The sequence below is a fragment of the Pseudomonas sp. SMSB3 genome, assembly GCF_052041965.1.
Lineage (GTDB): Bacteria > Pseudomonadota > Gammaproteobacteria > Pseudomonadales > Pseudomonadaceae > Aquipseudomonas.
Genome location: NZ_JBKGGV010000004.1, coordinates 107,362 through 128,521, shown reverse-complemented (window position 1 = coordinate 128,521; position 21,160 = coordinate 107,362). Strand labels below are relative to the sequence as shown.

Annotated in this window: 30 protein-coding genes and 1 tRNA gene; 14 read left to right on the top strand and 17 right to left on the bottom strand. The window is 61.1% G+C overall.

Annotation, left to right across the window (positions count from 1 at the left end; genetic code table 11):
* Positions 1–4 precede the first annotated feature (4 nt).
* From ACLEJW_RS09025 to ACLEJW_RS08975, 11 genes are all read left to right on the top strand, one after another.
* Entirely contained in the window at positions 5–880 is an 876-nt protein-coding gene (locus ACLEJW_RS09025) for a hypothetical protein (protein ID WP_440777380.1), read from the top strand.
* Positions 877–1,224: a hypothetical protein gene (locus tag ACLEJW_RS09020; protein ID WP_440777379.1), complete on the top strand. Its 348-nt coding sequence runs from the start codon at positions 877–879 to the stop codon at positions 1,222–1,224. Before ACLEJW_RS09025 ends, ACLEJW_RS09020 begins: the two co-directional genes overlap by 4 nt.
* Positions 1,221–1,445: a hypothetical protein gene (locus ACLEJW_RS09015; protein ID WP_440777378.1), complete on the top strand. Its 225-nt coding sequence runs from the start codon at positions 1,221–1,223 to the stop codon at positions 1,443–1,445. The genes ACLEJW_RS09020 and ACLEJW_RS09015 overlap by 4 nt, the downstream gene beginning before the upstream one ends.
* An 86-nt stretch (positions 1,446–1,531) precedes the next feature.
* Positions 1,532–1,828: a hypothetical protein gene (locus ACLEJW_RS09010; protein ID WP_440777377.1), complete on the top strand. Its 297-nt coding sequence runs from the start codon at positions 1,532–1,534 to the stop codon at positions 1,826–1,828.
* Positions 1,825–2,028 carry a hypothetical protein gene (locus ACLEJW_RS09005; RefSeq protein WP_440777376.1) on the top strand — a complete coding sequence of 68 codons (204 nt, stop codon included), beginning with the start codon at positions 1,825–1,827 and terminating at the stop codon, positions 2,026–2,028. The genes ACLEJW_RS09010 and ACLEJW_RS09005 overlap by 4 nt, the downstream gene beginning before the upstream one ends.
* On the top strand, positions 2,025–2,399 hold the full coding sequence (locus ACLEJW_RS09000; RefSeq protein ID WP_440777375.1) for an ASCH domain-containing protein: 375 nt from the start codon (positions 2,025–2,027) through the stop codon (positions 2,397–2,399). The genes ACLEJW_RS09005 and ACLEJW_RS09000 overlap by 4 nt, the downstream gene beginning before the upstream one ends.
* Positions 2,396–2,815, top strand: a complete 420-nt coding sequence (locus ACLEJW_RS08995; protein WP_440777374.1) for a phage protein NinX family protein — start codon at positions 2,396–2,398, stop codon at positions 2,813–2,815. Before ACLEJW_RS09000 ends, ACLEJW_RS08995 begins: the two co-directional genes overlap by 4 nt.
* A complete protein-coding gene (locus tag ACLEJW_RS08990; RefSeq protein ID WP_440777373.1) occupies positions 2,812–3,006 on the top strand; it encodes a hypothetical protein in 195 nt (64 codons plus the stop codon). The genes ACLEJW_RS08995 and ACLEJW_RS08990 overlap by 4 nt, the downstream gene beginning before the upstream one ends.
* Positions 3,007–3,057: 51 nt before the next feature.
* Entirely contained in the window at positions 3,058–3,267 is a 210-nt protein-coding gene (locus ACLEJW_RS08985; RefSeq protein ID WP_069017414.1) for a hypothetical protein, read from the top strand.
* A gap of 34 nt (positions 3,268–3,301) precedes the next feature.
* The gene (locus ACLEJW_RS08980; RefSeq protein ID WP_247732010.1) at positions 3,302–3,703 is read left to right on the top strand and encodes a hypothetical protein; all 402 of its coding nucleotides are present in this window, start codon (positions 3,302–3,304) and stop codon (positions 3,701–3,703) included.
* The gene (locus tag ACLEJW_RS08975) at positions 3,589–4,752 is read left to right on the top strand and encodes a tyrosine-type recombinase/integrase (protein WP_440777504.1); all 1,164 of its coding nucleotides are present in this window, start codon (positions 3,589–3,591) and stop codon (positions 4,750–4,752) included. The genes ACLEJW_RS08980 and ACLEJW_RS08975 overlap by 115 nt, the downstream gene beginning before the upstream one ends.
* 69 nt (positions 4,753–4,821) lie before the next feature.
* Here ACLEJW_RS08975 and ACLEJW_RS08970 read toward each other — a convergent pair.
* The 9 genes from ACLEJW_RS08970 to thrS form a co-directional block, all read right to left on the bottom strand.
* Positions 4,822–4,898: transfer RNA gene (locus ACLEJW_RS08970), tRNA-Pro, on the bottom strand.
* Between the two features lie 116 nt (positions 4,899–5,014).
* Complete coding sequence (locus tag ACLEJW_RS08965; protein WP_145182685.1) at positions 5,015–5,371, bottom strand: MerR family transcriptional regulator; 357 nt, start codon at positions 5,369–5,371, stop codon at positions 5,015–5,017.
* Complete coding sequence (gene ihfA / locus ACLEJW_RS08960) at positions 5,352–5,654, bottom strand: integration host factor subunit alpha (RefSeq protein WP_003250679.1); 303 nt, start codon at positions 5,652–5,654, stop codon at positions 5,352–5,354. Before ihfA ends, ACLEJW_RS08965 begins: the two co-directional genes overlap by 20 nt.
* Positions 5,655–5,658: 4 nt before the next feature.
* Positions 5,659–8,040 (bottom strand): phenylalanine--tRNA ligase subunit beta, encoded by a 2,382-nt coding sequence (pheT, locus tag ACLEJW_RS08955; protein WP_440777372.1) that lies wholly within the window; start codon positions 8,038–8,040, stop codon positions 5,659–5,661.
* Between the two features lie 31 nt (positions 8,041–8,071).
* The gene (pheS, locus tag ACLEJW_RS08950) at positions 8,072–9,088 is read right to left on the bottom strand and encodes a phenylalanine--tRNA ligase subunit alpha (RefSeq protein ID WP_440777371.1); all 1,017 of its coding nucleotides are present in this window, start codon (positions 9,086–9,088) and stop codon (positions 8,072–8,074) included.
* A 109-nt stretch (positions 9,089–9,197) separates the two neighbouring features.
* Positions 9,198–9,554 carry a 50S ribosomal protein L20 gene (gene rplT, locus ACLEJW_RS08945; protein WP_003250671.1) on the bottom strand — a complete coding sequence of 119 codons (357 nt, stop codon included), beginning with the start codon at positions 9,552–9,554 and terminating at the stop codon, positions 9,198–9,200.
* A gap of 27 nt (positions 9,555–9,581) precedes the next feature.
* Complete coding sequence (rpmI, locus tag ACLEJW_RS08940; protein ID WP_003250667.1) at positions 9,582–9,776, bottom strand: 50S ribosomal protein L35; 195 nt, start codon at positions 9,774–9,776, stop codon at positions 9,582–9,584.
* A gap of 61 nt (positions 9,777–9,837) precedes the next feature.
* Positions 9,838–10,389, bottom strand: a complete 552-nt coding sequence (gene infC / locus ACLEJW_RS08935) for a translation initiation factor IF-3 (protein ID WP_178108280.1) — start codon at positions 10,387–10,389, stop codon at positions 9,838–9,840.
* Positions 10,389–12,311, bottom strand: coding sequence for a threonine--tRNA ligase (gene thrS, locus ACLEJW_RS08930; protein ID WP_145182676.1), 1,923 nt, complete (start codon positions 12,309–12,311; stop codon positions 10,389–10,391). The genes infC and thrS overlap by 1 nt, the downstream gene beginning before the upstream one ends.
* 334 nt (positions 12,312–12,645) lie before the next feature.
* Here thrS and ACLEJW_RS08925 point away from each other — a divergent pair, with 334 nt between their 5' ends.
* Both ACLEJW_RS08925 and ACLEJW_RS08920 read left to right on the top strand, forming a co-directional pair.
* The gene (locus ACLEJW_RS08925; protein ID WP_145182673.1) at positions 12,646–12,948 is read left to right on the top strand and encodes a hypothetical protein; all 303 of its coding nucleotides are present in this window, start codon (positions 12,646–12,648) and stop codon (positions 12,946–12,948) included.
* Positions 12,949–13,108: 160 nt separating this feature from the next.
* A complete protein-coding gene (locus tag ACLEJW_RS08920) occupies positions 13,109–13,321 on the top strand; it encodes a cold-shock protein (protein ID WP_003250656.1) in 213 nt (70 codons plus the stop codon).
* A gap of 92 nt (positions 13,322–13,413) precedes the next feature.
* On the opposite strand, the gene ACLEJW_RS08915 is transcribed toward ACLEJW_RS08920, so the two are convergent.
* Positions 13,414–13,734, bottom strand: coding sequence for an I78 family peptidase inhibitor (locus ACLEJW_RS08915; RefSeq protein WP_313296609.1), 321 nt, complete (start codon positions 13,732–13,734; stop codon positions 13,414–13,416).
* 260 nt (positions 13,735–13,994) lie between these two features.
* Between ACLEJW_RS08915 and ACLEJW_RS08910 the strand changes: the two genes are divergently transcribed.
* Positions 13,995–14,207, top strand: coding sequence for a hypothetical protein (locus ACLEJW_RS08910; RefSeq protein WP_145182667.1), 213 nt, complete (start codon positions 13,995–13,997; stop codon positions 14,205–14,207).
* Here the strand turns inward: ACLEJW_RS08910 and ACLEJW_RS08905 are convergent.
* Genes ACLEJW_RS08905 through ACLEJW_RS08875 form a run of 7 tightly spaced genes read right to left on the bottom strand, consistent with a single transcriptional unit; the run spans position 14,179 to position 21,079 of the window.
* On the bottom strand, positions 14,179–15,186 hold the full coding sequence (locus tag ACLEJW_RS08905; RefSeq protein ID WP_313296606.1) for a nucleoside hydrolase: 1,008 nt from the start codon (positions 15,184–15,186) through the stop codon (positions 14,179–14,181). The genes ACLEJW_RS08910 and ACLEJW_RS08905 overlap by 29 nt on opposite strands.
* A 35-nt stretch (positions 15,187–15,221) precedes the next feature.
* Positions 15,222–15,620 (bottom strand): D-ribose pyranase, encoded by a 399-nt coding sequence (gene rbsD / locus ACLEJW_RS08900; protein ID WP_145182661.1) that lies wholly within the window; start codon positions 15,618–15,620, stop codon positions 15,222–15,224.
* The gene (rbsK, locus tag ACLEJW_RS08895) at positions 15,617–16,525 is read right to left on the bottom strand and encodes a ribokinase (protein ID WP_145182657.1); all 909 of its coding nucleotides are present in this window, start codon (positions 16,523–16,525) and stop codon (positions 15,617–15,619) included. The genes rbsD and rbsK overlap by 4 nt, the downstream gene beginning before the upstream one ends.
* Positions 16,526–16,534: 9 nt before the next feature.
* The gene (locus ACLEJW_RS08890; protein WP_440777370.1) at positions 16,535–17,557 is read right to left on the bottom strand and encodes a LacI family DNA-binding transcriptional regulator; all 1,023 of its coding nucleotides are present in this window, start codon (positions 17,555–17,557) and stop codon (positions 16,535–16,537) included.
* A gap of 4 nt (positions 17,558–17,561) precedes the next feature.
* Complete coding sequence (locus ACLEJW_RS08885; RefSeq protein WP_145182651.1) at positions 17,562–18,554, bottom strand: ABC transporter permease; 993 nt, start codon at positions 18,552–18,554, stop codon at positions 17,562–17,564.
* On the bottom strand, positions 18,551–20,104 hold the full coding sequence (locus ACLEJW_RS08880) for a sugar ABC transporter ATP-binding protein (protein ID WP_313456508.1): 1,554 nt from the start codon (positions 20,102–20,104) through the stop codon (positions 18,551–18,553). The genes ACLEJW_RS08885 and ACLEJW_RS08880 overlap by 4 nt, the downstream gene beginning before the upstream one ends.
* Before the next feature lie 18 nt (positions 20,105–20,122).
* Positions 20,123–21,079, bottom strand: a complete 957-nt coding sequence (locus ACLEJW_RS08875) for a sugar ABC transporter substrate-binding protein (RefSeq protein ID WP_313296594.1) — start codon at positions 21,077–21,079, stop codon at positions 20,123–20,125.
* Between the last annotated feature and the right edge of the window lie 81 nt (positions 21,080–21,160).

The following is a 21,160-nucleotide window of genomic DNA, read 5'->3' as shown; positions in this document are numbered from 1 at the left end:
CCCCATGCCCACAGAAAACCGATCCAGCAACACAGAGATGGTCAGCGTGCCGCCATACATTGGCCTGGAGCCGCTGGTTGGACGTTACTACCCCGCCCAATGCCGCCGCTGCGGTTGGGTAGGCAGCTCCGAAGAGTTGACCGAGGAAGATGCGCAGTGCACACGCGACGTTGGTGACCGCCTGTGCCTGGGCGACTGCGACGAACTTGAACGCCATGATCTGCTGAACATCATACAAGCCATGTCAGCCCGGCAGCCCCACCCCGAGCCTATAGCGTGGATGGTTGGTACTGCCTTCTGGTGGACCAAAGAAGAGGCAGAGCGCGACGCGGCGGATACTGGGCTGCCGATTGTTGGGCTGGGGCCTATGGCTGGGGTCGCGCCAGCCGAACAGCACCAGGGCGAGCCGGTGGCGCTGCCTGCGCGTTTGCCTGAGCATCGTATCGACTCTCACGGCTGGAACGCCTGCCTCGACGAGATCGCCAAGCTGGGCCCGCTCTACACCCGAGCCGATCCTGGCGAGATTGAGCGGCTGGCTATCCTGCTTCGACAAACGCAGGTCAAGCATGCCCAGGAGCGCGACGCCCTGCGCGCCCAGCTGGCGGAGTGTGAAGCCATGGCCGCGATGATTGCCGAGCGCGAATGGGCCGAACACGCTGGAACCGGCCCGGTGTCCAGCAAGGTCGAAGCCGCATTTACCCAGTTGCACAACGATCTGCATCAGGCCTTCGAGAAGATAACCGAGCGGGATGCGCTGCTCGATCGCGTCGTAGGTCACGCCAATTTCTGGCATGACCACCCATACGCCGAAGTCGTTGAAGCTATTGCCAAGGATTACAAGGCCCTATCCACCAACGCAAATTCGGAGGTGAAATCGTGACCGATTCAATCGTTTCAACCCTTCGCGCCATGGCCCGCAACTACGCTGGTGGGCACAGCTGGGATCACTTGGACGGCGAAGCGGTATCGCAGGCGGCGGATGAAATTGAGCGGCTGCGCGTCGTCATTGAGCAGCAGAAAAGCCTGATCGAATCGTTGCGCGCGGAGCTGGTCGAGTCGTACAGCACCGACGCCAGCGCAGAGCCGAGCGCGCCGGTTGAGCACGACCATGACGCACTTGTGGCGGCAGCTTGTGTGCTGCGCAGCCAAGGTCTTAGGAATTTGTCTGAAGCTGTGGAGGCAGCCCGCGCCGCCCTGGAGCGGAAGCTGCAGGTGAAGTCGTGAAGACACACTTCGCGCCATTCACCGACCTGGATGACCTCGAGCAAGCGCCCTGCGGTACCTGGCTAGGGGAATCCTCCGAGCTGTCTGGCGACTGGGCCAAGGTCGATTGCCAAAGGTGCCATAAGCTCAAGAGCAGCATCACCAAGGCCTTAGCGGCCGAGGAACACACCATCGTCGAGCAGATGGGCGACATGGCGGCATTCATGCGCGCACAAGCGTAACCGCCCAAGAGCACATCTGTACTCCACCCCGCTGTAACGCCTCTCCCCTCTATTCACTGCCGCGATATGGCGGCCAAGGAACCCGCATGCCTGCAAAACAGTATCCGCTGGAGGTGCAAAGCGTCGGCAGCGACACCTACATCGCAATGAGTAAGGGCCACCACGACGTCGATGTGTTCATGGCTGAAGCTGTGAAGGAACACCCGGGCTGGTTCTTGGGCGGACCGCAGCACAAATGGTGCAAGACGGTGCCGGATCGCTCGGGCGAGTTCGCGCACCGATACGTGTTCGTGGAGGAAGGCACGCCAGGCTCATGGCCGGCGACTTACTGCTGGGAGTTCGGTGAGGACTACAAACGCTACAACGCCGAGGTGCACCCATGATCGGCTGGCTAATTGAAGTTCTCACATACGGTGCCATCGGCGCGCTCATCGGCGCTTCGTGGATGAGCCAGCACAAGGGCGAGCAGGCGGCGCCGTGCGTTACCCATCACGAGCGCCAGCTATCCCCGCACGAAACCCAACCCGAACCTACACCCGCTATGGCGCCTGGGCGCTGGATTGATGAGAGGTATGAGCTGTGAAAGCACTATCAATTAAGCAGCCATGGGCCTGGCTGATCATTCACGGCGGCAAGGACGTCGAAAATCGAACTTGGCACACGAAAATGCGCGGGCGGTTTCTGGTGCATGCGTCCAAAGGCATGACCCGTGCCGAATACAACGAGGCGACGTGGGTTTTCGGCCCGCTTGGCGTCGAAGTTCCGCGCTTTGAAGACCTGGAGCGCGGCGGAATCATAGGCTCAGTCGAGCTGGTCGACTCTGTCGATTGCAGCAACTCGCCTTGGTACTCGGGAGATAAGGCGTTCGTGCTGCGCGATCCTAAGCCTATCCCTTTCATCCCCTTCAAGGGGCAGCTTCAGTTTTTTGAAGTGCCCGAAGGCTTGCTGCCATGACCAAACTGATCAAAGTGAAGACGGGCGACCTGGCCGGCGAGGCGCTGGGATGGGCCGTCGGCAAGGCAGAAGGCCTGGACCTGTTCCTAGCGCCGCCGGAGTACGGTAACCCGTGGCGGGTGTTCGCTCGCTACCAGGCCAGCGAGACCGAGCACACCAAGCGCTACAACCCATGGAAAGACTGGGCGCTGGGTGGGCTGTTGATCGACAAGCACCACGTGCAAACGAGCTTCAACGGCAGCGGCTTCAGCCGGAGCCCAACCGGAGAGTACTGGTGCGCTTATGTGTGCAGGCCGAGTGGTCAGCAGGAGTTCCCGAGTGGTGGTGGACCTAACGCGCTGACTGCCGTCTGCCGGGCAATAGCACAGGCCAAGCTCGGCGATACCGTCCAGGTGCCGAAGGAGCTGGTCCAATGATCCCGCGCAAAGGCTACCTGCGACGAAAGCTCGAGGCGACTCTCCTACGCTTTGCCGCCAGCATCCTGATGCACCGCCATTGCGCCAGGTCGCTAGTTGTCAGTCGACGCGACAACAACGACATGTGGTACATGGCCGAAAAGCTCGAGTCCATCGCCGATCGCATCTCCAGCGGCTACCCGAACGCTTAACCCCTCCCCTCACTACTCAAGCCCGCCGACATGCGCGGGCGAGGATGTCTCATGGCCATTTTCATCTGCTCATGCACGAAGCTCAGCAAATGCCAGTCGCTTGGCGATCAAGTGCGCGTGGTTGCCATGCGCCGCGGCAATGGCTGGCAAACGATCCGCGACGACCTGGCGCGCCTGGCTGAAGAGTGGTTTGGCCGCGAGCCGGCCAGGACCAGAAGCGAGATGCGCGCCGTATGCGAAGAAGTCTTCCGCACCAACTGACCAACCTGCCGCCACCGGCGGCGTGGAGACCACCATGGCGAATGCCACAGCAGCAAAGCCATCCAGCATTCAGCCGCGGTTTATCCGGTTCGGCGATGCGCCTGGCTATCTCGGCATGTGCCGGGACGAATTCAACAAAACGGTGCGCCCGAACGTGCGCGAGTTTCCCATTGGCAAACAGGGCGTGGCCTTTGACCGCCAGGAGCTCGACGAGTGGGCAGATGCTTACATCGAAGCCAAGGCAATTGAAAAAGCCACCGGACAGGACAACAATCGGCCCCGCAGCGAGCGCCGAGGAGATGATACATGGCGCGAAAAACGATCACCGGCCTCTACGAGAAGGGCGGTGTCTGGCAAATCGACAAAGTCTACAAAGGGGAGCGAATTCGAGAAAGTACTGGAACTGGTGACCGGGAAGAGGCAGAGCAGTACCTGATCCATAAGCTCGAGCAGCTGCGTCAAAGGAAGGTATATGGCGTTCGGCAGGTCCACACCTGGGAGGAGGCAGCGATGCGCTACCTCCTTGAGGTCAAGGATCAGCCCTCCATTCACCTGACTGCCTTGTGCATGAAGCAACTTCACCCGTACCTAGGCCACCTGCCGCTGACCCACATTGATGACCAGGCACTGGCGCCGTTTATCAGGGATCGGCAGACAGAAAAGGTTCTGCCGGATGGGACCATTGAAAAGGCCGTGAGTAATCGGACGATCAACATCGCCATTGAGCGCGCGGTCCGGGTTTTGACGCTCTGCGCCAGGAAGTGGCGAGACGAGGATCGCCGGCCATGGCTGGACAGTGTGCCCATGTTGAGGAAGCTCGAAGAGAAAAAGTCGAGCCGTAAGCCCTACCCAATGTCATGGGAAGAGCAGTCGATCCTCTTCAACGAGTTACCGGGCCACCTGCAAACGATGGCCCTGTTCAAGGTAAACACGGGCTGCCGGGAGCAAGAGGTGTGCAAGCTGAGGTGGGATTGGGAGATATCGGTGCCGGAACTGGGAACCAGTGTTTTCCTGATCCCTGCTGACTTCGGCGGGAGACACGCCCGATCGGGCGTAAAGAATGGCGACGAGCGCCTGGTGGTGCTGAACAGCGTGGCCAAGTCGATCATTGAAAGGCAGCGCGGGATCAGCAAGGAATGGGTATTCCCATACAACGGCACAGCGATGCACCGAATGAACGATTCGGCATGGAAGAAGGCACGGGTGAGAGCGGCGAAACTCTGGCAGGAGGAAAACCTTCGCCCCGCTCACCCTGGATATGCCTCGATCAGGATTCACGACTTGAAACACACCTTCGGTCGACGACTGCGGGCAGCAGGCGTTACTGAAGAGGATCGGAAGTCACTGCTCGGGCACAAGAACGGCAGCATCACCAGCCACTACTCCGGCGCTGAGCTGGGGAAGCTGATTGAGGCTGTGAACATGGTATCAACAACTGACTCTCGCGGGCCGGTGTTGACGATCTTGAAGAGGAAAATCGGATGAAGTCCCGAAAAACTCCCCACATGCAAAAACAACAAAGCCACCCGGAGGTGGCTAAGTCGTTGAAATATATGGTCGGGACGGAGTGATTCGAACACTCGACCCCTTGCACCCCATGCAAGTGCGCTACCGGGCTGCGCTACGCCCCGACTGGGCTTGAAGCATGTTCTCGATGTTGCCAAGAACGTTGAAGAATGTACCCTAAGCTCATGATTAATGGAAGCTTTTTTCTCAAAAAATTTTCCACTCATCAGAAACCGCCAAGCTACTTCTTCAAAACCACCAATACATCTTCCAATTCGACGATCATCTGCCGAATCAGCTGTTTGTACTGGCTCGACTCATCCTTCACCTCATCACTGGAAAGCCGCAAGCGCGCCCCGCCGATGGTGAAGCCCTGATCATACAGCAAGGCCCGGATCTGGCGGATCATCAGCACGTCTTGGCGCTGATAGTACCGCCGGTTGCCCCGCCGCTTCACCGGATTGAGTTGCGCAAACTCCTGCTCCCAATACCGCAGCACGTGTGGCTTTACGGCACACAACTCGCTGACTTCACCGATGGTGAAGTAGCGTTTGCCCGGTATGGGGGGCAGTTCGTCGTTATGGCTTGGTTCCAGCATAGGCCTCAACCCGGGCCTTCAACTTCTGCCCTGGACGAAAGGTGACGACGCGCCGTGCGGTGATCGGGATCTCTTCCCCAGTCTTGGGGTTGCGGCCCGGCCGCTGACGTTTGTCGCGAAGGTCAAAATTGCCGAAACCGGACAATTTGACCTGCTCGTTCTCTTCAAGTGCGTGCCGAATTTCTTCAAAAAACAGCTCGACCAACTCCTTGGCCTCACGCTTGTTAAGCCCCAGCTCCTCGTACAGCCTCTCGGCCATCTCAGCTTTCGTCAGAGCACCCATGCCGTTATTTCCTTAACGTGGTGTTCAACCTTTGTTCGAGCGAGGTGAGGATGTTGTGCAGGGTAGTGTTCACCTCATCGTCGTTAAGAGTGCGCGATGGATGCTGCCAGGTCAAGCCGACGGCCAGGCTTTTTCTATCAGGATCAATACCTTTACCCTGGTAGACATCAAACAGCCTGAGGTCTGTGAGCCATTCGCCTGCATTGTCACGAATTACGTCAAGCACTGCTTGAGACGCTACATCACGTCCTGCGATCAAAGCCAGGTCACGACGGGTTTCTGGGAACTTGGACAATTCGCCGAATTTAGGCAGGCGGCCTTCGACCACATCTTCCAACACCAGCTCGAAGACGAACACCGGGCGGTCCAGGTCCAGGGCTTTGGCAAGCTCCGGGTGCAGGGCGCCGAGATAGCCGACATCCTTGCCGTCACGCTGGATCAGAGCAGTCTGGCCAGGGTGCAGGGCCGGATGCTTGCCGGCGACGAAGGTGAAATCGCTCAGCGCACCGCTGTAACCCAACAGGGCTTCGACATCGGACTTGACGTCGAAGAAGTCGAGGCTGTCACGGCCGTTGGCCCAGCCCTCAGGCAGGCGGCTGCCGGTCACCACGCCGGCGATCATTGGCTGCTGCTGCAGATCGCCGAGCTGGCCGACAAAACGCAGACCACTTTCGAACAGGCGCACGCGGTCTTGTTGGCGGTTGAGGTTGTGCTGCAGCGCCTTGACCAGGCCGGGCCACAACGAGGCGCGCATGGCGGCCATGTCATTGGAGATCGGGTTGGCCAGCAACAGCGGCTCGACGCCTGGGCTGAACAGCTCGAACAGCTTGGGATCGATGAAGCTGTAGGTAATGGCTTCCTGATAGCCACGGGCTACCAGCAGGCGACGCAGGTTTGGCAGCTCACCACGGGTTTCCGGACGCGCTTGCGGCGCCAGGCGCGCTTGCGGGTAACGCACGGGCAGGTTGTTGTAACCGTACAGACGAGCCAACTCTTCGATCAGGTCGACTTCCAGGCTGATGTCGAAGCGGTGGCTTGGCACGTTGACGGTCCACTGCCCTTCCCCAGCCGCTCGAGTCGTCAGGCCCAGGTTGTTGAGCAGTTGCTCGACCTGCGCCGGGTCCGTTTGCATGCCCAGCATCTGGCTGATGCGCTCAGCGCGCAAGGTTACCGGGGCGATGTTCGGCAGGTGCTGCTCGCTGACGGCTTCAACCACCGGGCCGGCTTCGCCGCCGACGATATCAAGCAGCAGCTGAGTCGCGCGCTCGATGGCTTCGCGGGCCAGTTGCGAGTCGACACCTCGCTCGTAGCGGTGCGAGGCATCGGTGTGCAGGCCGTAGGAGCGCGCTTTACCGGCGACGGAAATCGGCTCGAAGAAGGCGCTTTCCAGGAACAGGTCGCGGGTCTTCTCAGTGTTCACACCGCTGTGCTCGCCGCCCATGACGCCGGCAATCGCCAGTGCCCGGGTGTGGTCGGCGATGACCAGGGTATCGGCACGCAGGGCCACTTCCTGGCCGTCGAGCAACACCAGCTTTTCGCCCTCCTCGGCCATGCGCACACGAATCCCGCCGTTGATTTCAGCGAGGTCGAAAGCGTGCATCGGCTGACCGAGCTCAAGCATCACGTAGTTGGTGACATCGACGGCCGCATCGATGCTGCGCACGTCGCTGCGACGCAGGCGCTCGACCATCCATAGCGGCGTCGGCTTGCTCAAATCGACGTTACGGATCACGCGGCCCAGGTAACGTGGGCAGGCCGCTGGCGCGCTCACCTCGACCGGGCGCACTTCGTCATGCGCAGGCGCAACGGCTGGCACCAGCGGGCGGGTGACCGGTACGTCATACAGCGCGCTGACGTCACGGGCAAGGCCGGCGATGGACAGGCAGTCACCGCGGTTCGGCGTCAGGCCGATCTCGATGCTGGCGTCGTCCAGGCTCAGGTACTGGCGGATATCCTCGCCAACCGGAGCGTCGATTGCCAGTTCCAGCAGGCCGTCGTTCTCTTCGCTGATCTGCAATTCGGCTGCCGAGCAGAGCATGCCGAACGACTCGACACCGCGCAGCTTGGCCTTCTTGATCTTGAAGTCGCCAGGCAGTTCGGCGCCGATCATGGCGAACGGAATCTTGATGCCAGGGCGGGCGTTAGGCGCGCCGCACACGACCTGGAAGGTTTCCTGACCGTTGCTGACCTGGCAGACGCGCAGCTTGTCGGCGTCTGGGTGTTGTTCGGTGGCGAGGATCTCGCCCACTACGATGCCGCTGAACTGGCCGGCAGCGGGGGTGACGCTGTCGACTTCAAGGCCGGCCATGGACAGGCGGGCGACCAGTTCGTCACGGGAGACTTGCGGGTTTACCCAACCGCGCAGCCACTGTTCACTGAATTTCATGCTGTTCTCCTAGAAAGTGCGTCGATTGGGCCTAGCGAAATTGCGCCAGGAACCGCAGGTCGTTATCGAAGAACAGACGCAAATCGTTGACGCCATAGCGCAGCATGGCCAGGCGCTCGGCGCCCATGCCGAAGGCAAAGCCTTGGAACTCATCAGGGTCGATGCCAGACATGCGCAGCACGTTGGGGTGGACCATGCCGCAACCCATGACTTCCAGCCAGCCGGTCTGCTTGCACACACGGCAACCTTTGCCGGAACACATCACGCACTGGATATCGACTTCCGCCGAGGGCTCGGTGAACGGGAAGAACGACGGGCGGAAGCGCACGGCCAGTTCTTTTTCGAAGAACACCCGCAGGAATTCTTCGATGGTGCCCTTGAGGTCGGCGAAGTTGATGCCACGGTCGATCAACAGGCCTTCGACCTGGTGGAACATCGGCGAGTGGGTGATATCCGAGTCGCAGCGGTACACGCGGCCAGGGCAGACAATGCGAATCGGCGGCTGGCTGGACTCCATGGTCCGCACCTGCACCGGCGAGGTGTGGGTGCGCAGCAGCATGTTGGCATTGAAGTAGAAGGTGTCGTGCATCGCCCGGGCCGGGTGGTGACCAGGGATGTTGAGCGCTTCGAAGTTGTGATAGTCGTCTTCGACCTCTGGGCCTTCGGCGATGCCGTAGCCGATGTGGGTGAAGAACTGTTCGATGCGCTCGAGGGTACGGGTGATCGGGTGCAGCCCGCCGGTGGTCTGGCCACGGCCTGGCAGGGTCACGTCGATGCATTCGGCGGCCAGGCGAGCGCTGAGCTCGGCCTCTTCAAAGGCGGCCTTGCGTGCGTTGAGCACGACGGTCACGCGCTCTTTGGCATCGTTGATCAGCGCGCCGACCTGCGGGCGCTGTTCGGCTGGCAAGTTGCCCAGGGTCTTCATCACCTGGGTCAGTTCGCCCTTCTTGCCGAGGTACTGAACCCGGATCTGTTCCAGGGTAGTGATGTCTTCAGCGCGCTCGACAGCCTCCAGGGCTTGCGAGACCAGCGCATCCAGGTTTTCCATGTACAGACTCCAGATACGAAAATAGGGGAAGAGCTTTGAAGGCTCTTCCCCTATCGATGACGTTCAATGCCCGGCGGCGCATGCACCGCCGGGTGATTGTCGCGGGTACTTAAGCCAGAACGGCTTTAGCTTTCTCGACAATCGCAGCAAACGCCGCTTTTTCGTTCACTGCCAGATCGGCCAGAACCTTACGGTCGATTTCGATCGACGCCTTTTTCAGGCCAGCAATCAGACGGCTGTACGACAGACCGTTGGTGCGGGCACCGGCGTTGATACGAGCGATCCACAGTGCGCGGAACTGACGCTTCTTCTGACGACGGTCACGGTAGGCATATTGACCAGCCTTGATGACAGCCTGCTTGGCAACGCGGAATACGCGCGAGCGTGCACCGTAGTAGCCTTTAGCCAGTTTCAGAATTTTCTTGTGACGCTTACGAGCGATGACGCCACGCTTAACACGAGCCATGAGTAACTTCCTCTATCTAAACCAGAATTAACGTACGCGCAGCATGCGCTCGACTTTTGCTACGTCGGACGGGTGCAGCAAGCTGGCACCGCGCAGTTGACGCTTACGCTTGGTCGACATTTTGGTCAGGATGTGGCTCTTGAAAGCGTGCTTGTGCTTGAAGCCGGAAGCGGTCTTCAGGAAGCGCTTCGCAGCACCGCTCTTGGTTTTCATTTTTGGCATGTTGGAACTCCGCATTCGATAAAATTACACAATAATCATCAGGCCTGCCGTGCCCGGGAGATTACTTCTTCTTTTTGGGGGCGATGACCATCATAAGCTGGCGTCCTTCCATCTTAGGATGCTGTTCCACGGTGCCGTATTCCACGAGGTCAGCTTCGACCCGCTTCAACAGCTCCATGCCCAGCTCCTGGTGGGCCATCTCACGACCACGGAATCTCAGAGAGATCTTGGCCTTGTCCCCATCGGCAAGGAAACGTACCAGGTTGCGTAGTTTTACCTGGTAATCCCCTTCTTCCGTCCCTGGACGAAACTTGATTTCTTTAATCTGGATCTGCTTCTGGTTTTTCTTGGCTTCGTTGGCCTGCTTCTTCTTCTCGAAGAGGTGCTTGCCGTAGTCCATCACCTTGCAGACAGGCGGTACCGCGTCTGCAGAGATTTCCACCAGATCCAGCTTCGCTTCTTCAGCGATACGAAGCGCTTCATCAATCGAGACGATGCCAACCTGCTCGCCGTCTGCGCCAATTAACCGAACCTCGCGGGCCGAGATATTCTCGTTGATCGGGGCCTTCGGTACAGCACGCTTATCATTTCTCATTTCACGCTTAATAGTCATTACTCCGATTCTTGGCGACCACGCCGGGAAACCGCTTGTGTCAGCAGCTCGGTGAACTGGGCGACGGGCATGGAGCCCAGGTCAGCGCCTTCACGAGTACGCACAGCGACGGTTTGCGTTTCGACTTCGCGGTCCCCTATAACCAAAAGGTACGGGACCTTGAGCAAAGTATGCTCGCGGATTTTAAAGCCGATCTTCTCATTTCTCAAGTCCGACTTGGCACGGAAACCGCTACCGTTCAGTGCATTTTCCACCTGGAGGGCGAAATCGGCCTGTTTGTCGGTGATGTTCATGATCACCGCCTGGGTCGGCGCCAGCCATGCGGGGAACACACCGGCGTAGTGCTCGATCAGCATGCCGATGAAGCGCTCGAACGAGCCGAGGATGGCGCGGTGCAGCATGACCGGGCGCACGCGGCTGTTGTCCTCGGCAATGTAGCTGGCGTCCAGGCGCTCAGGCAGGTTCGGGTCGTACTGCAAAGTGCCGCACTGCCAGTTACGGCCCAGGCAATCGCGCAGGGTGAACTCGATCTTCGGTCCGTAGAACGCGCCCTCGCCCGGTTGGTATTCCCACTCCAGGCCCGATTCGTTCAAGGCATCGGCCAGCGCACCTTCGGCACGGTCCCACAGCTCCTCGGAGCCGACACGCTTGGCCGGACGGGTGGAGAGCTTCATGGCGATGTCGCTGAAGCCGAAGTCCTTGTAGACGTCCAGGGTCAGCTTGATGAAGTCGGCCGCCTCTTTCTTGACCTGCTCCTCGGTGCAGAAGATGTGGGCATCGTCCTGCACGAAGCCGCGCACGCGCATGATGCCGTGCAGGGCGCCAGACGGCTCATTGCGGTGGCAGGCACCGAATTCGGCCAGGCGCAGCGGCAGGTCGCGATAACTCTTCAGACCCTGGTTGAACACCTGCACGTGGCACGGGCAGTTCATCGGCTTGACCGCGTAATCACGGCTTTCCGACGACGTGGTGAACATGTTTTCGGCATAGTTCGACCAGTGGCCGGAACGCTCCCAGAGAATGCGGTCGACCACTTGCGGGGTCTTGATTTCCTGGTAACCGTTGGCGCGCTGGATCTGGCGCATGTACTGCTCGAGCACCTGGTACACGGTCCAGCCGTTGGCATGCCAGAACACCATGCCGGGCGCCTCTTCCTGCAGGTGGAACAGGTCAAGCTGCTTGCCGATCTTGCGGTGATCGCGTTTTTCGGCTTCTTCGATGCGCTGGATGTAAGCCGCCAGCTGCTTCTTGTCGGCCCAGGCGGTGCCATAGACGCGTTGCAGCTGTTCGTTCTTGGCATCGCCGCGCCAGTAGGCGCCGGACAGCTTGGTCAGCTTGAACGCCTTGAGGAAGCGGGTGTTCGGCACGTGCGGGCCGCGGCACATGTCGACATATTCTTCGTGATAATACAGGCCCATGGCCTGTTCATCGGGCATGTCTTCGACCAGGCGCAGCTTGTAGTCTTCGCCACGGGCCTTGAACACGTCGATGACCTCTGCACGCGGGGTCATCTTCTTGACCACGTCGTAGTCTTTCTCGATCAGCGCCATCATGCGCTTTTCGATGGCAGCCATGTCTTCAGGCGTGAAGGGCCGCTCGTAGGCGATGTCGTAATAGAAACCTTCATCGATCACCGGACCGATGACCATCTTGGCGGTTGGGTACAACTGTTTCACCGCGTGGCCGACCAGGTGGGCACACGAGTGACGGATGATCTCCAGTCCCTCTTCATCTTTAGGGGTGATGATCTGCAGGGTGGCGTCGTTGTGGATCAGGTCGCAGGCATCGACCAGCTTGCCGTCGACCTTGCCGGCCACGGTCGCCTTGGCAAGGCCGGCACCAATAGATGCGGCGACGTCGGCAACGGATACGGCATGATCGAACGAACGTTGACTGCCATCGGGAAGAGTAATAACGGGCATGGCGCCTCCTCTCCTAGTGGTGACCCCTACCAAAGGTCACGTGGGTTGGGATGAGCCAGTACAAGATCCGACCTGCCTTCCCGCCGGGAAGCCTGCCTCACAGTGGCAGAAGCCTTTCGGCTTGCCAGGACGAACCAGAGTGACTGGAAAATGAGAAATAGCTGCAAGCTGCCAGAGGCGAGCTGCAAGCCGACCATGCTAGCACGCGGGTTGCAGGGCCGGCAGAAATATTTGGAAATTACATCGCCTGGATGAACTAACCCAGGAAAAGTCCTATCAGACCTTGGGAAGCAACCTACTCTTGATGAGACCTTAACCCAAGGAGTAACTGGTTATGCGAGTACCGTCTCTTCTGGCCCTGGCGGCCACTGGCGCCCTGCTGCTACCGATGGCTGCCACTGCCGGCAACTTCCCCGCCGGGAAGGAGGCCGCATACATGAACCAATGCACCCAGGTGGCAACCGACAAGGGCCTGGATGCCGCGACCGCCAAGAAGCACTGTGACTGTGGTGCCCAGGCGATCAAGCAGAATTTCACCGACAAGGAGATTCAGGACCTGGATAGCAAGGATGGCGTGGACACCAAGCTGATGCAGAAAGCCCAGTCGGTCGTACAAGCTGCCTGCAAGCCGAAATGAGCCTGGCGCGGGTGTGACCGACGCACTATTTGCCTCGGATCAATATCCTGCGAAGGTAAACAGCGCTAGATGCGCAGAATTAGACTATGATGTTCCCGTGCTCCGTAGCCTCGGCCGCATTGCACCACTGAAAAAACTAAATGTTCTGGAGATTCACCTCATGTCCAATCGCCAACAAGGCACCGTCAAATGGTTCAATGATGAGAAAGGCTACGGCTTCATCACCCCAGCAGGCGGCGGCGACGACCTGTTCGTACACTTCAAAGCCATCGAATCTGACGGCTTCAAGAGCCTGAAAGAAGGCCAGACTGTTTCCTTCGTCGCCGAGCGCGGCCAGAAGGGCATGCAGGCTGCTCAGGTTCGTCCGGAGTAATTCGGGCAGCTGTAAAAAAACCCGCCACGTGTGGCGGGTTTTTTTATGGCCTTCTGGCTGGCATCGCCCACCAGGAGCGATGGGCAGACCTCTCAGCCGCAGTTGACGCGGGTTACCACACCCTGCTCGTCAACATTCAGGTTCAAGCGCTCGGAGCGGTACTCCAACGTCACCACATCGCGCGGCTTGAGAATGCGCGCCATTTGCGAGCCGCTGGCCTTGCGTGCTTGCTCGAGCAGGTCGGCACTGCCTTGTTTGCCGATGGCAAAATCAGCACCACTGGCCTGGCAGCGACCATCGTTGCTGGCTGTGCCATCGACCGCCTGGCCACCGCCGGAGCTGCCGCCGGTGCTGCAACCAGCCAACACAGCAGCAACCGCCAAGGTCGCCAGCAACGCACGGGTACGGAACATGAATCCTCCTAAAATCGATCTGGGAACTGCCTGATCCGACAGTTCCACCAAGAGTTTGTTGCAAAACCGTGCAAGTCTGCCCGAACTGCGCCCGCTTCGGCCAACGGCAATCGTGACCGAATTTTACCGCTCAGCCGACGAGTCGCTTGGTTCGAGCCGCAAAGTCATGATTTACTTTAGGAAGTGAAGGCACAGTGCCTTCTTCGAACGCCAGGATCCGGTGTTCGCCCCTCCGCCCCGGGCCCCAGCGAGACCTCTTCATGAGCACCCACAGCATCGACGCCAACATCAAGGTCAAATGGGCCGAGGGCCAGAGCGCCTACAGCCCCGGCACCCCCGAGGAGCTGCTGCTGATTGCCATCGATCTGCTGGTGCGCGACCGCGGCAGTGACGCGGCGCGCAGCTTCATCGACCAGGTCTTCGAGCGCTACGCGCCGCATGGGGCTATGGCAATCGAGCCAGGCGCTCGCTGAGCAAATCGAAGAATCCTTGAGCGTTGCCGGCGTTGATCCACAGCACGTTGGCAGGCTGCTTGAGGACCCCATACCAGTCAGCGACGGTCTGACCGAAGCCTGGCCCCTCGCGGCTGTCGACGCTCATGTGAATGCGTCTGCCGCTGAACAGCTCAGGCTTGAGCAGATAGGCGATGACACTGGCATCGTGCACCGGACCGCCGGGCATGCCGTACAGGTCCATGTCGTGCTTTATGTAGGCCTCGAGGATATCGACCACCTGCTTGCTGGTCTTGTTGTTCACCGCGGCCAGCTGTTTCAACCGCGCATCGCTGGTCAGCACTTTGTGCGTGACGTCCAGCGGTAGATAGGTCAGCTGCACACCGCTGGCCAGCACCACTTCAGCTGCGTGCGGGTCGGCATAGAGGTTGAATTCGGCAGCCGGCGTGATGTTGCCCCCGTTGAAGTGCGCGCCGCCCATTACCACCACTTCCTTGATGCCCTTGGCGATCTCTGGCTGCTGAATCAGCGCCAGGGCAAGATTGGTCTGTGGCCCGAGCATGGCCAGGGTAATGCTGTGCGGCTGCGCTTGACCCAGGGTATCGATCAGGTATTGCACGGCGTTGCCGTCTGCCAGTGCTTGTTTCGGCTCGTGCACCTGTACCCCGGTAAGGCCCTCTTCGCCATGGACTTCTGCGGCGTAGATCGGCGTGCGCACCAGTGGCCGGCCTGCTCCGGCATACACGGGAATGTCTTCGCGCCCCGCCCACTCACGGGCCAAGCGCGCATTGCGCGAGGTTTTTTCCAGGCGCACGTTGCCGGCCACGGTGGTGATTGCGCGGATATTGAGTTCCTCGCGCGAGGCCATCGCCAGGAACAGCGCCACCACATCATCGGCACCGGGGTCGGTGTCTATGATCAGCTCGCGCGGGGCGGCCTGCAGGCTGGTGGCGGCAGCAGCGGCCATGAGGGTCAATCCTTGTAGCAGTGGTTTGAGCATGGGGCACTCCTGTTGCCGAAAGAAAACATGCGGCGTTAAAAGGTCACGCCGGAGACCAGGGCGATGTTGCTGTAGGGCTGACACTCGCCGGTACGCACGATGGCCCGGGCATTGCGGGTCAGCTGCTTGAAGGCTTCGTGATCGAGCCATTCGCGCTTGCCGAGCTTGCCTTTCAGACGCTCGATCTCGACCAGCGCCGGCGGCACCACCGCTTGCATCTGTTCAGCCAGAACGTGCCGCTCCACCTGCAGCTCGCTCAATACCGCGCGCAATACGCTGGTGAAATCCGGGATGCCCGGGCACAACGCCAGGTCAATCAGTTCGACCCCAGGCGGTACCGGCAACCCGGCATCACCGATCACCAAGATGTCACCGTGCCCCATCCCGGCGATGGTGCGCGACAGGGCGATGTTCAGCAACGCGGTCTTTTTCATGGGATGAGCTCCGCCAGGTACGGAATCGACGGCTGCGCCCCGGCGCGGGTGACCGACAAGGCTGCCGCACGCTGACCGAAGGCGATGGCCTGGTCCTGCGTCTGGCCCTGCACCAGCGCTGCGGCAAAACCGCCAATGAAGGTGTCACCGGCCGCCGTGGTATCCAGCGGTCGCACGTGCGGCGCCGGAAAATGCCGACTGCCGGCACGCTCGACCAGCAATGCGCCCTGCGCGCCCAAGGTGACGATGACCTTGCCAGCGCCCATGTGCAACAGGCGCTCACCGGCGCGGCGGGCGCTGTCCAGGTCGGTGACCGGTTCACCGGTCAACGCCCCGGCCTCGCTTTCGTTCGGCGTTAGATAATCGATGTTGGCGAACCAATCCGGCGGCAGCGGCCCTGTAGCCGGGGCGGGATTGAGGATGACCTGCTTGCCGAGCTCGCGACCTCGGGCAAGCGTCCAGGCTACCGTCTCGGCAGGCACTTCCAGCTGGCAGATGATGACCTCGGCCGCCTGCAGCAGGGCATCGAAACGCTGTACCGAGGCAGGCGTCAGCAGGCCATTGCCGCCGGGTATGATGACGATACAGTTCTGGCTGGCAGCATCGACCGTGATCAGCGCCACGCCGCTGGAACTGCCTGGACAGACGCTCACCGCCTGGCACTCGACCCCTTCAGCCTGCAACGCCTGGCGCAACTGCTGGCCATAGGCGTCATCGCCAACATTGCCCACCATGGCAACGCTTGCGCCCAGGCGGGCCACGGCTACCGCCTGGTTGGCGCCCTTGCCGCCAGGCACGGTGAAAAACTGCTCCCCGGCAAGGGTTTCGCCCGGCCTTGGCAGCCGCTGAGCGCGGGCCACCAGGTCCATATTCAGGCTCCCGACCACCACGACCTTGGCACTCATTGCAATTCCTTAGCGGTAATCATTGAACAAATCCGGGCGCGGCCCGGTGGATTCGCGCGGCACGATGCGCGGCTCGACAATGCGCTGCTCGGCAGCGCCAGCACGTGGCACGGCGATGCGCGACAGCAACAAGGCGGCGGCGCTTTCACCCAACTCGCGGATCGATTGACCCACGGTGGTCAACGGTGGGTACACATAACGGCTCAGCTCGATGTCGTCGAAGCCAATCACCGACAGCTCACCGGGCACGTCAATATTGCGCTCGGCTGCCGCACGCAACACGCCGAAACCGATCATGTCATTGCCGGCGAAGATGGCCGTCGGGCGTTCGCCATCGAGCAAGCGCCCGGCTGCGGCATGGCCACCGGGGCTGGTGAAGTCGCAGTGCAGCTCGCGCTCGGCGGCGACCGATACCTGTGCTTCAGCCATCGCCCGGCGAAAACCGCGCAGGCGCAGCTGACTGACACCGGTTTCGGCGGGGCCGCCGATGTAGGCGATATCACGGTGACCCAGATCCAGCAGATGTCGGGTTGCCAGGTAGCCGCCTTGTTCGTGGTCGATGCGCACCAGATCGGCATCGACGTCCTCGAGTTCGCGGTCGACGATGACCATGGGCGTGCGCACACCGGCCAGGCTCTGCAACAGGTCGGCGTCCTCGCCCACCGATGCCACCACCAGGCCGTCGATGCGTTTTTCCAGCAACACCCGCAAGTAGCTGCGCTGTTTCTGCGGGTTGTCATCGGAGTTGCACAGGATCACGCAGTAGCCGTTGCGTTCGCAGGCATCCTCGATGCCGCGCGCCAATTCGGCGAAATAGGGGTTGACGCTACTGGGCACGAGCAGGCCGATGGTCGCCGTGCTGCGCGCCTTGAGTGAGCGCGCCACGGCGCTGGGCACGTAGTCGAGCTCGAGGATCGCGGCCTCTACCTTGAGCCGGACCTGCTCGCTGACCGGACGCGTCTTGTTCAGCACATGCGACACCGTGGTGTAGGAAATGCCCGCCAGGGCAGCGACATCTTTGATGGTGGCCATGTTGTCAGTTCCGCCGGCCTGCACGCCGGCTACGGTAGGTGTCGAGCACCACGGCGATGACGATCACCGCCCCGGTGATGATGCGCTTGGTGGGCTCGGAAGCACCGATCTGCGCAAGCCCTGCGGCGAGCACCGAGATGATCAGCACACCAAAGAACGTGCTGATCACCGAGCCGCGCCCGCCCATCAGGCTGGTGCCGCCAATCACCACAGCAGCGATCACCTGCAGCTCCAGGCCCGAACCTGCGTTGGGGTCGGCGGCCTCCAGGCGCGAAATCTGAAACAGCGCGGCCAGGCCCGCGAGCAGGCCCATCAGGGCAAACACCAAGACCTTGTAAGGCCGCGGGTCGATACCCGCCAGACGCACAGCCTCTTCATTGGTGCCAATACCGATCAGGTAGCGGCCGAACACCGTCCGGGTGAGCACCAGCTGCGCCAGTACGATGACCAGCAAGGCAATCACGAAGGCCGGCGAAATGCCGAAGGCGAACGGCTCGGAAAACCAGGCGAAGGCATCGCCGATGTAAGCGGTGCGCGAATCGGTGAACTGATAGGCCAGGCCTCGGGCCATCTCCAGCACACCGAGCGACACGATGAAGGACGGGATGCGCCAGGCAACGGTGACGGCACCGGTGATGCTGCCGGCCAGGGCCGCGATGGCCATACCCAGCAAGGCCGCCGGCAGCACGCTCCAGCCCCAGCCCAGCATCGCCACGCTGACGGTCGAGGCTGCGAGGGCCAGCACCGAGCCGACCGACAGGTCGATGCCACCGATGATCAGCACGAAGGTCATGCCCACGGCCAGCACCATCAGATCAGGGATCTGGTTGGCCAAGGTGCTGAAGGTGGCGTACGACCAGAAGTGGCTGCTCAAGAACGAGAACAGCACGATCATCGCCAGCAAGGCGCCGGCCAAGCCCAGGTAGGTGCCCAGGCCGAAATAGGTGCCGCTGCGACGCGCCGGGGCGCCGGTTGTATCGAGTGGTGTGGTTTTCATGCATCCATCCTGGGCGCTGCGTCATGCAGCAAGGCATCACGTTTCTGGTAACCGGCGAAGGCAGCAGCGAGCAGTTGATCCTGGCTCCAGTGCTCACGGTCGAACGTATCGATCAGACGACCGGCCGAGAGCACGGCGATGCGGTCGCAGATCAGCATCAACTCGCGCAGGTCGCTGGACACCACCACCAAGGCCTTGCCCTGGCGTGCGAGCTCGGCCAGCAAGCCATAGATATCGAACTTGGCACCGACGTCGATGCCGCGGGTCGGTTCATCGAACAGCAGCACCTGGCAATCACGCTCCAGCCAGCGGCCGATCACCACTTTCTGCTGGTTGCCGCCAGACAGCTCTGCCACCGTCTGCGCCGCATTGGCACTGCGGATGCGCATGGCGCTGATCTGGCGCTCGGCCAAGGCCTGTTCGGCCGCGCCATCGAGCACCCCGGCACGGGACACGGCCGGCAGGTTGCCCAGCGCGATGTTGGCACTGATCGACTGGGTCAGCAGCAGGCCTTCGCCCTTGCGGTCCTCGGTGATCAAGGCAATGCCCGCTTTTACCGCTGCCTTCGGTGAGTCGATGTTGACCGCCTGGAGTGGCTGGCCAATCTGGATACTGCCACTGTCGGCGCGGTCGGCGCCGTAGATCAGGCGCAGCAGCTCGGTGCGTCCGGCACCGATCAGCCCGGAGATGCCGAAGATCTCCCCTGCCCTGACCTGCAGCGATACATCCCGCACCTTGTCGCCGCGGCACAGGTTGTCGACCTTGAGCAACGCCGCGCCGAGGCGGCGCCGGCCCAGATCGATGTGCTCGCCCAGCTCGCGGCCGACCATCAGATTGACCAGTTCGGCGCTGCTGTAGCGCTGAATCGGCTCGTCGCACACCAGCGTGCCGTCGCGCAGCACGACGATGCGCTGTGCCACGCGCTGCAATTCCTCGAGGCGGTGGGAGATGTACACGATCGCCACGCCGCGCTGACGCAAGCGCTCGATCTGGGTGAACAGCAATTCGACTTCGCGGGCCGTGAGCATGGCCGTGGGCTCATCGAGGATCAGCACGCGGCAATCGCCGATCAGGTTGCGCGCAATCTCGACCATTTGCTGATGACCGATGCCCAGCTCGCCCACTGGCGTGTCAGGGTCGATGGCATCGAGCCCGACCTGGGCCATGGCGGCAGTGGCCAGCTGGCGCAGGCGCTTGTGGCTGATCCAGCCGAAACGGCTGGGCAGGTTGTCGAGGAACAGGTTTTCCGCCACCGTCAAGGTTGGCAGCAGGTTGAGTTCCTGCATCACCATGCGCACGCCCAGGCGCTCGGCCTCGCTGCGGCTGGCCGGCGCATAGGCTTGACCGCGATAATGCATCTGCCCGGTGCTGGGGCTTTCCAACCCGCAGATGAGCTTGGACAAGGTACTTTTGCCCGCGCCGTTCTCACCGGTCAGCGCCAGCACTTCACCGGCGTGCAGGCTCAGGCTGACCTCGGCCAGCACCGGCTGGGCGTAGCGTTTGCCCAGCGCGCTGGCGGCGAGCACCACTTCGTTGGCCGCTTCAGGCATGGCCGTCACTCCCGAGGATCAGGGCTGGGTGATGAGTTCGACCGGCGTCTGAATGACGTTGTCGGCGTCGACGTTCGGTTTCTCGCCCTTGAGGATCTGCAGCGCCGCCTGAATGCCATACACCGCCTGCTGGCTAGCGGCCTGGTCGAGGGTGGCGAGCACGCGACCGTCCTTGAGCATGGGCTTGATGGCATTGATGTTGTCGTAGCCAACCACCTGCACCTGGCCGGTCTTGCCCGCCGCGCGCACTGCCGAAACGGCGCCGAGTGCCATGCTGTCGTTGCCGGCCAGCAGTGCCTTGAGGTCTGGGTACTCGTTGAGCATCGAGGCAGCCACCGCGTTACCCTTGTCGATCTCCCAGTTGCCGGACTGTACCGAGACGATCTTCATGTCGGCACTGGTCATGGCGTCCTTGAAACCGGCGGTACGCTGCTGAGCGTTGGTGGTGGTTGGCACGCCTTCGATGATGCCGACCTGATCACCGGCCTTGAGCTTCTGCTGGGCCAGGTATTCGCCGACCATGCGTGCGCCCTTGCGATTATCCGGGCCGACGAAGGGAACGCTGATGCCTTTGCTCTTGAGCAGCTCGGGGTCCAGGCGGTTGTCGATGTTGATCACGATCACGCCTTTGTCCATGGCCTTTTTCACCGCCGAAACCAGTGCCTTGGAGTCAGCTGGCGCGATCACCAGCGCCTTGGCGCCGGAATTGACCATTTGCTCGACGATGCGAATCTGCTCACCTGTGTCGGTTTCGTTCTTGATGCCGTTGGCCACCAGCTCGAAATCAGCAGGATGGGCTTTCTGATAGTCCTTGGCACCGTCTTCCATGGTGCGGAAAAACTCATTGGCGAGTGACTTCATGACCAAGGCGACTTTGGGTTGCTCTTCAGCGTGGGCAGCCGCCAGCGGCACAGCCAGGGACAGCGAGGAGACGACGGCGAGGGCCAAGAGACGACCGGGGAATGGCAGCTTCATGAAATATGACTCCGAATCTTGTTTTTTTATCGGATCGCAAACGTTTGCGCTGGCTAACTATGGGAACAAGATCCCTCTTTG

Coding starts and splice junctions, on each gene's coding strand:
- ACLEJW_RS09025 (WP_440777380.1), top strand. CDS start 5: ATGCCCACAGAAAACCGATCCAGCAACACAGAGATGGTCAGCGTGCCG.
- ACLEJW_RS09010 (WP_440777377.1), top strand. CDS start 1,532: ATGCCTGCAAAACAGTATCCGCTGGAGGTGCAAAGCGTCGGCAGCGAC.
- ACLEJW_RS09005 (WP_440777376.1), top strand. CDS start 1,825: ATGATCGGCTGGCTAATTGAAGTTCTCACATACGGTGCCATCGGCGCG.
- ACLEJW_RS08995 (WP_440777374.1), top strand. CDS start 2,396: ATGACCAAACTGATCAAAGTGAAGACGGGCGACCTGGCCGGCGAGGCG.
- ACLEJW_RS08990 (WP_440777373.1), top strand. CDS start 2,812: ATGATCCCGCGCAAAGGCTACCTGCGACGAAAGCTCGAGGCGACTCTC.
- ACLEJW_RS08985 (WP_069017414.1), top strand. CDS start 3,058: ATGGCCATTTTCATCTGCTCATGCACGAAGCTCAGCAAATGCCAGTCG.
- ACLEJW_RS08980 (WP_247732010.1), top strand. CDS start 3,302: ATGGCGAATGCCACAGCAGCAAAGCCATCCAGCATTCAGCCGCGGTTT.
- ACLEJW_RS08965 (WP_145182685.1), bottom strand. CDS start 5,371: ATGCTGGAACCAAGCCATAACGACGAACTGCCCCCCATACCGGGCAAA.
- ihfA (WP_003250679.1), bottom strand. CDS start 5,654: ATGGGTGCTCTGACGAAAGCTGAGATGGCCGAGAGGCTGTACGAGGAG.
- pheT (WP_440777372.1), bottom strand. CDS start 8,040: ATGAAATTCAGTGAACAGTGGCTGCGCGGTTGGGTAAACCCGCAAGTC.
- pheS (WP_440777371.1), bottom strand. CDS start 9,088: ATGGAAAACCTGGATGCGCTGGTCTCGCAAGCCCTGGAGGCTGTCGAG.
- rplT (WP_003250671.1), bottom strand. CDS start 9,554: ATGGCTCGTGTTAAGCGTGGCGTCATCGCTCGTAAGCGTCACAAGAAA.
- rpmI (WP_003250667.1), bottom strand. CDS start 9,776: ATGCCAAAAATGAAAACCAAGAGCGGTGCTGCGAAGCGCTTCCTGAAG.
- infC (WP_178108280.1), bottom strand. CDS start 10,389: ATGACTATTAAGCGTGAAATGAGAAATGATAAGCGTGCTGTACCGAAG.
- thrS (WP_145182676.1), bottom strand. CDS start 12,311: ATGCCCGTTATTACTCTTCCCGATGGCAGTCAACGTTCGTTCGATCAT.
- ACLEJW_RS08925 (WP_145182673.1), top strand. CDS start 12,646: ATGCGAGTACCGTCTCTTCTGGCCCTGGCGGCCACTGGCGCCCTGCTG.
- ACLEJW_RS08920 (WP_003250656.1), top strand. CDS start 13,109: ATGTCCAATCGCCAACAAGGCACCGTCAAATGGTTCAATGATGAGAAA.
- ACLEJW_RS08915 (WP_313296609.1), bottom strand. CDS start 13,734: ATGTTCCGTACCCGTGCGTTGCTGGCGACCTTGGCGGTTGCTGCTGTG.
- ACLEJW_RS08910 (WP_145182667.1), top strand. CDS start 13,995: ATGAGCACCCACAGCATCGACGCCAACATCAAGGTCAAATGGGCCGAG.
- ACLEJW_RS08905 (WP_313296606.1), bottom strand. CDS start 15,186: ATGCTCAAACCACTGCTACAAGGATTGACCCTCATGGCCGCTGCTGCC.
- rbsD (WP_145182661.1), bottom strand. CDS start 15,620: ATGAAAAAGACCGCGTTGCTGAACATCGCCCTGTCGCGCACCATCGCC.
- rbsK (WP_145182657.1), bottom strand. CDS start 16,525: ATGAGTGCCAAGGTCGTGGTGGTCGGGAGCCTGAATATGGACCTGGTG.
- ACLEJW_RS08890 (WP_440777370.1), bottom strand. CDS start 17,557: ATGGCCACCATCAAAGATGTCGCTGCCCTGGCGGGCATTTCCTACACC.
- ACLEJW_RS08885 (WP_145182651.1), bottom strand. CDS start 18,554: ATGAAAACCACACCACTCGATACAACCGGCGCCCCGGCGCGTCGCAGC.
- ACLEJW_RS08880 (WP_313456508.1), bottom strand. CDS start 20,104: ATGCCTGAAGCGGCCAACGAAGTGGTGCTCGCCGCCAGCGCGCTGGGC.
- ACLEJW_RS08875 (WP_313296594.1), bottom strand. CDS start 21,079: ATGAAGCTGCCATTCCCCGGTCGTCTCTTGGCCCTCGCCGTCGTCTCC.